Consider the following 10,855-nt stretch of genomic DNA (forward strand, 5'->3'; position numbering starts at 1 on the left):
TTACAAACGCCACTCAGAGCCAACATGAAAGAGGATAGACCCAAACCTGTGGTAAGACGGCTGATGAAAGTCCGCCGTATCGTTGAAACAGTCATTGGTCAGCTATCAGAACGATTTAACATACAAAGAGTGAGAGCAAGAGATTTATGGCATTTGTCTCATCGATTGATTCGTAAAATCCTGTCACACAATCTGTGCTTTGTACTCAACAAAAAACTTGGTAACCCGCCTCTTCAGTTTGAATTGCTTATTTCAAGTTGAGAGTGGGGTAATTTTTATAAAAAAGTAGGGGTTGGTTGATGTCTTGGCATCTGTTTGCGGTATTTTTTGCAAGTACGTTTTTTATCTCAGCGACCCCCGGTCCAAACATGCTACTGGCCTTTCAGTATGGCCTTAATTATGGCGTCAAGCGTACCTTATGGACGCTGGCAGGTTTAAGCCTTGGGCTGTTTATTTTACTGCTGTCAACGCTCCTTGGACTTGATGTTATTAGTCGTCAATCGCCATGGTTATTGACAGTGATTAAGACCGTTGGTGCGATTTACCTTATTTATTTGGGTGTCGCATCGTGGCGCGATAGTGGTAGTAGCAGCTTAATGAGTGATGCCAGCGAGCTGAGTACAGAAGTTCATAAAGAGCTGACTACGACTGCGGAAATGGCAGATAAGCCTATGCCGCGCTCACTTTCGAGCGCGGCTGTTAAAGCGCCGCCTAGCGATTGGTTATTGTTTCGAACGGGCATGTGGGTGTCACTGTCTAATCCAAAAGCGATATTGTTTTTTGCCGCCTTTTTTCCCAAATTTATCAATTTTAGCGCGCCGCTGTGGCCGCAGTATATTATGCTGACTTGTGGGCTGTTTTTGAGCGAGACGATTTGGCAGCTGATTTATACCATTGGCGGTAAAAAGCTGGCTGGTTGGCTTGATGTTGGTGAGCGTTTGGCATGGCTCAATCGCGGTTGCGGGGTGATATTTATTTTAATTGCCGCGGCGTTATTGGCTGAGGTGTTAAATAGTTTCTTGGCTTAGGAATTAATCAGGTTTATGTTTAACGTGGTTTTTTAAAAAGTGATACGTTTTCTAGAAAATTTTTATATAATTAAATTAATTATTGACTTTATTTTTTAAATCATTATTATTATCTCATTGATTTATAGCGCTTATCTTTCATAGGTGCTACATTATCCCAATTAATCTGCTATTGTCGCTCTGACATTGGCCACAACCTACGGAGGAATCATCGTGTCCTATTTAAACATCAAGACGTTTTCAAAGATTGAACGTATAAACTGCATGACAGCAATGACGACTTCGAAAAGGTTTGGCTGAATCTATATATAAGCTATTGAGTGATATCTTGTTTATTGATATCAACGCATAGCCTTCTATATCTACTCACTCTATCCCTCTTCTAAGTGCGCTATGTCAACATAGCTCGTAATCGTGCACGGCATTTTCGCGTTTGCTATTAGCTGTTTATTCGAAATTCTACCTTACTATTATCACTAATATTCTCGCTCAGCTCACGCTATTATTTAGTAAATAACTATTTATGTGTGTGCTATCTAAGCTTTCATTTTTAAGCTGAATATTTTGGTAGCGTAAAAATTCTTTTTAAAACGTCCATCATAAAGTAATCATACATTTTTATTGATTTTTTAATCAATAAAGAAGCGGTATTTTATTGTCTATTTCTTATGAAAAATAACTTATTGAGTGTTTTACTTAATGGTAATCAATAAGTAAATTATAAAGTTAAAGAAATAGGTAGATTAAAATATATTTTGTATGGTGATTAAAATAATAAAATGGAAATAATACATTATGAGCATTCAATTAGTATTAAATGAAAATAGTAAGTCTGGCGTACCGGTCAAGATTTATACATCAGATATTGAACAAGAGGCGATGCAGCAATTACGAAATTTGGCTCAGCTGGAGTTTGTATATTCGCATATCGCGGTGATGCCTGATGTACACGTTGGCAAAGGCGCTACCGTTGGAAGTGTGATTCCGACCAAATCCGCCATCATTCCGGCTGCAGTCGGTGTCGATATTGGCTGCGGTATGAACGCGGTGCGTCTATCTCTGACGGCAAGTAATTTGCCTGATAGTTTAAGGGCATTACGCTCAGTAGTGGAGCAGCAAGTGCCAGTTGGCTTTAATATGCACAAACAAATCCAAGCCAAAAACTCAACGCTTGATCCGTTAGGTAAACGCCTAAGACCGATTACTGATAAGCATCCAGGTTTGCTCAAGATGCTCAAAGGCTTTGAGCGTACGTGGGCAAAGCAACTTGGCACATTGGGTGGTGGCAATCATTTCATTGAGCTGTGCTTAGATGAAAACAATGATGTCTGGGTCATGCTGCATTCTGGTAGTCGCGGCATTGGTAATTGTATTGGTCAGTACTTTATTAATCTTGCCAAAAAAGAGCGTCAATCACGCTTTGGTCATGTGCCAGATCGGGATTTGTCTTACTTTGCTGAAGGCTCTGATAGTTTTGTTGATTATGTTGAGGCGGTGGACTGGGCGCAGGATTATGCGCTAGAAAACCGCCGTGAGATGATGCGTTTGGTCATTAAAGCCATGCAGTCACCACAAGCGGGGTTGCCACGTTTTCAGCTGACCAAAGAAGCCATCAATTGCCATCACAACTACGTCAATGAAGAGGTACATTTTGGTGAGCAAGTCTATGTCACGCGTAAAGGCGCTATCAGTGCCTACCAAGGTGAGCTGGGGATTATTCCCGGCTCTATGGGCGCAAAATCCTTTATCGTCCGAGGTCTTGGCAATGATGAATCGTTTTGCTCGTGCTCGCATGGCGCAGGGCGACAAATGAGCCGAGGCAAAGCCATACGGGCATTTACCATTGATGAGCTAAAAGCGCAAACCGAAGGCGTTGAGTGCCGTAAGGACAAAGGCGTCATCGACGAGATACCCGGTGCTTATAAAGACATTGAAGAAGTGATGGCCAACCAAGCCGACTTAGTCGAAGTGGTGCATACGCTGAAACAGGTCATGTGCATTAAGGGTTAGTTGGTTTTGCAAAACAGATTTAGAGATATTAAAAATATAGGTAACAATATGAGCTTAAAACAAACCTTAAAAAAGGCCAAGCAGATTGAACGGCAGCTGGAACAGCAAGATGCCACAGCCAATCAAAACTTACTTGGTGCTGTAAAACCGCGAAATTATCTGGCGCTAAATCCACTGCTCAAAAAAGGCGGTATTCATGAAAAAGAAGATATTGATATCATGCGCAAAAAACGTCGCCGCGAAACCAAGCAGCAATTGCGGAAGACCGATTGGTTATCGCAGTAAAGACAATTAATTTTAACATCCACGCACAAAAAAGCCGCTCCCTACTTAAATAGAGAGCGGCTTTTTTATTTATACAGTTTTTTATAAAGGGTTAAGCCAATACCTCGATAAGCTCGCCTTTTACCATATGCGGACTGACAAAATCGGTCACGCGTACGCTAACGATTTTACCCAGTAGTTCATCTACTTTATCAACGTCAAAAGGGAACATCACGGTACGGGTATTGTCTGCTGTGCCGATTAAGCAATCAGGATGACGATTGGCCACTTGCTCGACTAAGACGCGAGTCGTAGTGCCGACCATTTCATGGGTTTTGGCAAGGGTTGAATCAATAATAACCTGTTGAAATTCTGCCAAGCGTGCTTTTTTGGTTGCGAAGCTCACATCATCAGGCAATTCTGCCGCCGGCGTACCCGGACGCTTAGAGTAAATAAAGCTATAAGAGTGATCGAAGTTTAATTCTTTTGCCAAGTTTAAGGTATCTTGGAAGTTCTCATCAGTCTCGCCAGGGAAGCCAATAATAAAGTCACTCGATAGGTGAATATCAGGGCGTATGGCTTTGAGCTTATTAATCTGATTGATATAAACATCAATGGTATGGTTGCGTTTCATCGCCGCCAAAATAGCATTTGAGCCACTTTGAACCGGTAGATGCAGGTGTGACACCAGCTCTGGCAACTTGGCATAAGCATCGATAATATCATCGGTGAACTCTAGCGGATGGCTGGTGGTATAGCGAATGCGCTCGACACCATCGACATGCGAGACGTAATGCAAGAGCTCAGCGAAACGGCAAATACTGCCGTCGTCTTTTTCGCCGCGATAGCCATTGACGTTTTGCCCGAGCAGGTTAATCTCGCGCACGCCTTGGGCAGCGAGGCTATCAATCTCTGCCAAGACATCATCAAGCGGACGCGACAATTCTTCTCCGCGCGTATAAGGCACCACGCAAAATGAGCAATATTTTGAGCAGCCTTCCATGATGGAGACAAAGGCTTTAAACCCTTCTACTCTTGGTTCTGGTAAAAAATCAAACTTTTCGATACTTGGGAATGACACATCCACCGTACCGATACGGTTTTTAGGCGAGATAGAACGCTGCTCATGCGACTGGTCATACAGCTCTGGCAGACGGTGTAAGGTTTGTGGCCCAAAAACCATATCCACGTAAGGCGCACGTTTTTGGATATTATCGCCTTCTTGCGAGGCCACGCAGCCGCCAACACCGATAACCAGATCAGGGCGTTTTTCTTTTAATTTGCGCCAGCGACCCAATTCTGAAAACACTTTTTCTTGCGCTTTTTCGCGAATTGAGCAAGTATTCATTAGTAGCACATCGGCTTCGTCGATATTGTGGGTGACTTCCATACCGTGTGAATCGCCCAATACATCAAGCATTTTGCCAGAGTCATAGACGTTCATCTGACAGCCTTGAGTGGTAACAAAGACTTTTTTCGGCGTACCACTGCCATTGACTGGAGTTTGGGCAATAAACGCTTCAACAGAGTTTGACGCTTCGAGTGCCGTAACGGCAGGCGCAGTAACCCTGTTCTCAACAGCAGCGTCATCGATGCGGGGATTAAATACAGTAACACTCATAAGCGAAGTCCATGATTGACTAAAAATATAGCGAGGTAGGCGATTAACCGGTGGCGTATTTTATCATAATCTGCCATCAATGTGAAAAGTTAGCATGGGCTTAAACTGTTGACGCCATTTGATTATTTATAATAGTATCAATTGCTTATCTATTACCATCACTCAGATAAAGGCTTTTAGCACAATTAAGCCTAGTAAAAGCGCCGTAACACCTTCGTGTTACGCATGGCTATCCAATTTATTAACGAAAAGTAAAGCTGATGGTTGAATGTGCAACGAGTATAGTATGATGCAGACAACCATATCCGCACTATTGTTTAAATGAGCGTTTTAAGCAGGGTGAAAAATACTATTTCAAGCCTAGATTTAAACTGTTTATTTAGCCAAATTATTTAGACTTATTATAAAGAGAGTCCGTATGTCAAAGCCGCAAGTTGCTCAAAGTATCAAGGATAAAGATGCCAATTATCAAAATCATATGCCTAAAAATCATAAAACAACGATGCTAAAAACCAGTGTGCTGAGTGTGGCAACGGCGATGGGGGCGCTGGCATTGTCGCAAGGGGCTTATGCTGAGCTTACTTGGGGTAATAATACCAGCAGTAATGTCAATAGTTATCCGCAACAAGGTAGCTACCAACCGGACAACTATCAGCCTCAAAGCTATCAGCCTGATAACTATCAAGCGCAAAGCTCGCAGCCAAACAGCAGTTATCAAGCGGATAGTGGTGCAAGCTCATTTACAGCAGCAGCTATCGCCGCAGAACGCGGTGATGTCAACGCCCTTTATAATTATGAGCAGGAGATGAGTGGCGGTCTATTTGCCATGTATCCGCCTTATTGGCGTATGAATTTGGACCTAAACTCACAAAGCCCAGCAGCGGTTACACAGTTTGCCCGCCAGTATCCAGAGACGGTAATGGCAGAAAAGCTGGTTGCCGATTTTGCAGAAACCAAAGCAGGTTCCAATGATTATGCCGCCGTACGCCAAGTGGCAAATCTCATTACCAATGCCGATGACAGTGAAAAGTGCGCCGTTGCCCTTGGCTTTAACAATGGCGGCGATAGCATGCGCGCGATGGCGGCCAAGTCCGATGTCTGGCTAACCACCAAAAAACAGCCAGCGCTGTGCGATCAATTGGCGCTAGAGATGAATAATAATGCGCTGATTAGCAATCAAGATAGGGTATCGCGCCTCAAACGTATGCTGCGTAAAGGTAAGACCGGCGATATTATGGCCTTGTCCTCAAAGTTGGGTACACCGATTCCTTACTCGTCGTTAAGTGAAATTCAGCTCAATCCCTCAGCATTTTTTAGCCGTTTTGCTCGCGAGCCAAACAGCCAGATGAATCAATATCTGTATTTGTATGCTATGGGGCGCTTGGCAGAAAAGTCCTACCGTGAGGCAGCGCTACAATTAGATTTTGATGTGAAACAAGACCATCAGCGTGCAGCGAAGTTATTAAATGATGACACCCGTCGCTATGCTTATCGCATTCTTGGCGTTCAGCGTATGAACCACAATACTGACGATGGTTTTAATGTGGAAGCGGTCGATTGGTTCCGTAATAGCTTAGATAATGATTTTAGCTTTGAAGAAGCCGAATATTATGCCATGGCGGCGATTCGTTTTAGTCGTTGGGACGATGTGGTCGAAGCCATCTCGAAAATGGATGCTGAAACGCAAAAAACCAATCAATGGCAATATTGGTTGGCGCGTGCTTATGAGCAATCAAGTGATGCCAACAAACGCAACACTGCCAAAAAAATGTATCAAAATCTTGCAAAAAGCAATGAATACTATGGTTTGATGGCCAAGGATAAAGTCGGTCAACGTTTTGATGCCAGCCGCTTAGGTGGCAGTAATTTGCCTAACGTTAGTAGCGCCGACCGTGCCCGCGTCATGCAAAACCCGCACTTTGCACGGGCGTTTGCTCTATATAACGCCGATGCCAGCCGCGCTTATGCCAATCGCGAGTGGAACTGGGCGGTGAAAAAAGCGCGTGACAATCGCGATAATAATTTGATTATTGCGGCCGCGCGTCAAGCGTATGACATCGGTTGGCTCGATCGAGCAATTTATGCCATTGATAATACTGAGACGGTAAATAATTTGGCTCTATCACATCCGATGCCGCATCAATCGGCGGTCGTGCGCTACAGCCAGTCGGCAGGTATCGATCCGGCATGGGCGTATGGCATCATGCGTCAAGAGAGCCGTTTTGTCTCGTCGGCTCGCTCAAACGTTGGGGCGAGTGGACTTATGCAGGTTATGCCTGATACCGCTAAATATATCGCACGTAATTTGGGCGAAACTTATAGCGCTAGTCGCGCCAATAGCGGCGATACCAATATCCGTTATGGCACATGGTATATGGGCGATATCTTTGGTAAATTAAACAGCCAGCCAGTCTTGGCCACAGCGGGTTACAATGCCGGACCCAACAATGCCAAACGTTGGCAGCCAGTTTATGGCTCACTTGCGGCCGACCAATATGTCGAGTCGATTGCCTTTCCTGAGACCCGCAATTACGTCAAGCATGTAATGGAAAACGCCACCATCTATAGCAGTTTGCTGGGCCGTGGTCAGCCTATTAGTCAGCGCATGGGAACCATTCCCGCCGCCTTCTAATTCTCTTTGTTTTCTTAAAAAGCCATTAATTGCTCGCTGTTAATGGCTTTTTTTATAGGGTTCATTTAAAAGCAGTAAACGATCTATAGTCAAAATATCCTAAAAACGCGACGGTATTGCTGATATCAATTTTTTGTAGCCTCTGTCTGTGCAGGCATATCAAGCAAGAAAAATTGATATCAGCAGTGCGTGATGTATTGATATGACTTTTCACTCACTATATTACACGATGCATCAGCCATGTTTACGTTTCTGCTATAGATTAAAAAAAGCAATTTGCTACCATTGTTTGAGTTTCCGTCTGGATTTTCTGTTGGCTCACTTCCAGCCTGCGGACTTACTCCCAGAAGGCTAAATACTTTCAAGCGACCTAATGTGATCAGTGTCTTAGTTTGGATTGTGGAAATCAATGAATCCTAAAAGCTCCTATTCGTCATTGCTAGATGCTCTAACTTCTTATGATTAAAAAATATTTCAAGTTGCCCATATCGTCGCAAGCTAAGCGTCAATTAACTCTTCAGACAAAGGTGGGCTCGATGTCAAAGACAGCGCTATCAGAGCATTTTCATAAATATTGGTTACGTACAAAGTATGATAATAATAAAGGTAATGCTGCGTTTGGTATAACAGCGTTACTATTGTTGCAGGGTGCAATAACGCTGCCAGCTCAAGCGGCGAATGCCAGCAAACCGGGTCAGCGAGTGTTGATGATTGAGATGACGCCAGCGCTATGCAGCTTACAGCCAACGCGCGCACGTATGCGCCAGTGCTTAGAAGGCTATTCGCTTACCGTTTCAGGTCTCGATATGGGCTATGGCGAGCGCTGCGGCCGCGGCAGTGAGCCACGCTTGACGCCCTTACAGTTAAAAGTTGTCAACCGTATCATGCCTGATACCACGGTGCGTACCCAAGCATGGCAACGCTATGGCGCTTGCAGCCCGCTTAGCGCTAGCAGCTATTTTCGCCAAATTACCAATTATGCCGGCGACTTAAAGCTACCGAATGAGTTAAATACAGGCAACAGCTATACGGTATTAAAATCGCGTTTTGTCGGTCAGATGACCCGCTTGAATAATGGTATGTCAGCGAATAGCGTGGATTTGATTTGTCAGGTAGGCACGCGCCGGCAAATGGTATTGACTGATGTGCACGTATGTTATGAAGGCAGCTCATTCGGCACTTGTAGCAATGTCGTCGACAACTGCGGTAGTAAGTTTATTATTTCAGGCGGAAAATAATTCTATTTTGACATTGAGTTATTGCGCATTAACCACCTTCTTTCTGCCTTTAATGAATAAAACAGTAAAGTACAAATGGCAAAAATATAGGCGATTTTTCTTATAACTCCCCTAAAATCTTAGCCATTATTCTGTCTAAAACGCTTTTAAACCGTCTTTTAATACTTCTTTTGCACCTTTCTTGAAGTCCCTCTAACGCCTTACTCCTCTAATGTTGTGCCAAAAATCTCATTATCTATCCGTATAAAATGTAACAATATAATTTGTATTGTCCGCAAACGCGTTCGCGCTTTCTCTAGACGGTTAATAGGCTGAGGTGCTACACTAGTGAACGGTTTATGACTGCTATATTCAGCGAGCAGGTCGCTATCTCAAACGATATTCATCAATCAAAACCATCTATTACAACCATCCATTAGAATTGTGAATTATCTAATCTATAATTAGGGAGTATTCAATGTCAATGAAACAGCCTTTACGTGTTGCCGTCACTGGTGCCGCTGGTAATATCAGCTATGCTATGTTATTTCGTATTGCATCTGGTGAAATGCTAGGTAAAGATCAGCCAGTTATCTTGCAATTGCTTGAAATCACGCCAGCTCTTGACGCCCTAAAGGGTGTGGTCATGGAATTAGAAGACTGTGCATTCCCATTATTGGCAGACATCGTGCAAACTGATGATGCGACTGTTGCCTTTAAAGACGTCGACTATGCACTATTGGTTGGCGCGCGTCCTCGTGGCCCAGGCATGGAACGTAAAGATTTGCTAGAAGCCAACGCGGCGATTTTCTCAGCGCAAGGTAAAGCATTGAACGATGTTGCTAGCCGTGACGTAAAAGTATTGGTGGTCGGTAACCCTGCCAACACCAACGCTCTTATTGCTCAGCGCAATGCACCAGACCTAGATCCACGCAACTTCACTGCTATGACGCGCCTAGACCACAACCGTGCCATCGCCCAGTTGGCTGGTAAAACAGACAGCACTGTCAATGACGTGAAAAAAATGATTATCTGGGGCAACCATTCATCAACTCAGTACCCAGACCTAACGGCTGCGACTGTTAACGGTAAACCAGCGTTAGATTTGGTTGACCGTGATTGGTACGAAAACACCTATATCCCAGAAGTACAACAACGCGGCGCTGCTATCATCAAAGCTCGCGGTGCGTCATCTGCCGCTTCTGCTGCCAACGCTGCCATCGCTCATATGAGTACGTGGGCTCTTGGTAGCGATGAGAACGATTGGGTTTCTATGGGCGTTTACTCAAACGGCGAATACGGTATTGCTGAAGGCTTAATCTACTCATTCCCAGTGACTTGCAAGAATGGCGACTGGTCTATCGTAGACGGCGTTGATGTCTCATCTGATTTCTCAAAAGAGAAAATGGCAGCCACCGAGCAAGAGCTTAGCGAAGAGCGTGATGCCGTAGCACACCTGCTTCCATAAGCAATCAATTTGCTAAAGCTAATATATAAGCATGAAACTAAATAATCGTTAAGCTAAAAAGCCCTCTTATTAGAGTAATGCCAGTCAGTTAAGGCAAAAACTCAATAAAAGTAATAAAATAGCCCATCTAATAAGTAGATGGGCTATTTTACTATGAGACTACAAAACGCTATTAATGAGACGCATAAAAGGATTCCAGACACCCTAGAACAATTTAGTGAATTAATAGATCCTGAGTGGATACAGCAAGCTTTAGAATATACCGGCAAAGCGAGCATTAGAAGGCGTAAGCTACCTGCTGAACATGTCGTTTGGCTAGTCATAGGTACCGCCTTATATAGAAACCGTTCCATCTGGTATATCACAGAGCAAATGCGTCTTAATCTAGACTCACAGGCCTGTGTACCCAGTGCAGTCGTACAAGCAAGACAACGCCTCGGGCATGAACCTCTAAAGCAGCTATTTCATCAACTAAGTGCTCACTACCAAACAGAATCACTAACCCAGCAGCAAGACTTTATGGGACTTAGCGTCCAAGCTGTAGACGGTGTCGTATACTCACTACCCTATACTGATGAGAACCTTCAGCACTTTAGTTCAAGCAAAGGCAGAACC

9 protein-coding genes are annotated in these 10,855 nt (G+C 43.9%); 8 read left to right on the forward strand and 1 reads right to left on the reverse strand.

Annotation, left to right across the window (positions count from 1 at the left end):
* The 4 genes from A7325_RS11550 to A7325_RS11565 all read left to right on the forward strand — a co-directional run.
* The coding region (locus A7325_RS11550) for a transposase (RefSeq protein ID WP_156508548.1) at positions 1 to 261 on the forward strand (261 nt) is incomplete at its 5' end.
* 38 nt (positions 262 to 299) lie between these two features.
* Entirely contained in the window at positions 300 to 1,028 is a 729-nt protein-coding gene (locus A7325_RS11555; protein WP_068408308.1) for a LysE family translocator, read from the forward strand.
* Positions 1,029 to 1,823: 795 nt separating this feature from the next.
* A complete protein-coding gene (locus A7325_RS11560) occupies positions 1,824 to 3,038 on the forward strand; it encodes an RtcB family protein (protein WP_068408311.1) in 1,215 nt (404 codons plus the stop codon).
* A 48-nt stretch (positions 3,039 to 3,086) separates the two neighbouring features.
* Positions 3,087 to 3,323, forward strand: coding sequence for a hypothetical protein (locus A7325_RS11565; protein ID WP_227515010.1), 237 nt, complete (start codon positions 3,087 to 3,089; stop codon positions 3,321 to 3,323).
* Between the two features lie 91 nt (positions 3,324 to 3,414).
* Here the strand turns inward: A7325_RS11565 and miaB are convergent, their stop codons facing one another.
* The gene (gene miaB / locus A7325_RS11570) at positions 3,415 to 4,923 is read right to left on the reverse strand and encodes a tRNA (N6-isopentenyl adenosine(37)-C2)-methylthiotransferase MiaB (protein ID WP_068408313.1); all 1,509 of its coding nucleotides are present in this window, start codon (positions 4,921 to 4,923) and stop codon (positions 3,415 to 3,417) included.
* 418 nt (positions 4,924 to 5,341) lie between these two features.
* Here miaB and A7325_RS11575 point away from each other — a divergent pair, with 418 nt between their 5' ends.
* The 4 genes from A7325_RS11575 to A7325_RS11590 form a co-directional block, all read left to right on the forward strand.
* A complete protein-coding gene (locus A7325_RS11575) occupies positions 5,342 to 7,555 on the forward strand; it encodes a lytic transglycosylase domain-containing protein (RefSeq protein WP_068408315.1) in 2,214 nt (737 codons plus the stop codon).
* A 536-nt stretch (positions 7,556 to 8,091) separates the two neighbouring features.
* Positions 8,092 to 8,793, forward strand: a complete 702-nt coding sequence (locus A7325_RS11580) for a hypothetical protein (RefSeq protein ID WP_068408317.1) — start codon at positions 8,092 to 8,094, stop codon at positions 8,791 to 8,793.
* A gap of 463 nt (positions 8,794 to 9,256) precedes the next feature.
* The gene (locus A7325_RS11585; protein WP_068408321.1) at positions 9,257 to 10,240 is read left to right on the forward strand and encodes a malate dehydrogenase; all 984 of its coding nucleotides are present in this window, start codon (positions 9,257 to 9,259) and stop codon (positions 10,238 to 10,240) included.
* 153 nt (positions 10,241 to 10,393) lie between these two features.
* On the forward strand, positions 10,394 to 10,855 hold a 462-nt coding region (locus A7325_RS11590; RefSeq protein ID WP_197488909.1), incomplete at its 3' end, for a transposase domain-containing protein.

This window comes from Psychrobacter sp. SHUES1, from assembly GCF_001652315.1.
Classification (GTDB): domain Bacteria; phylum Pseudomonadota; class Gammaproteobacteria; order Pseudomonadales; family Moraxellaceae; genus Psychrobacter; species Psychrobacter faecalis.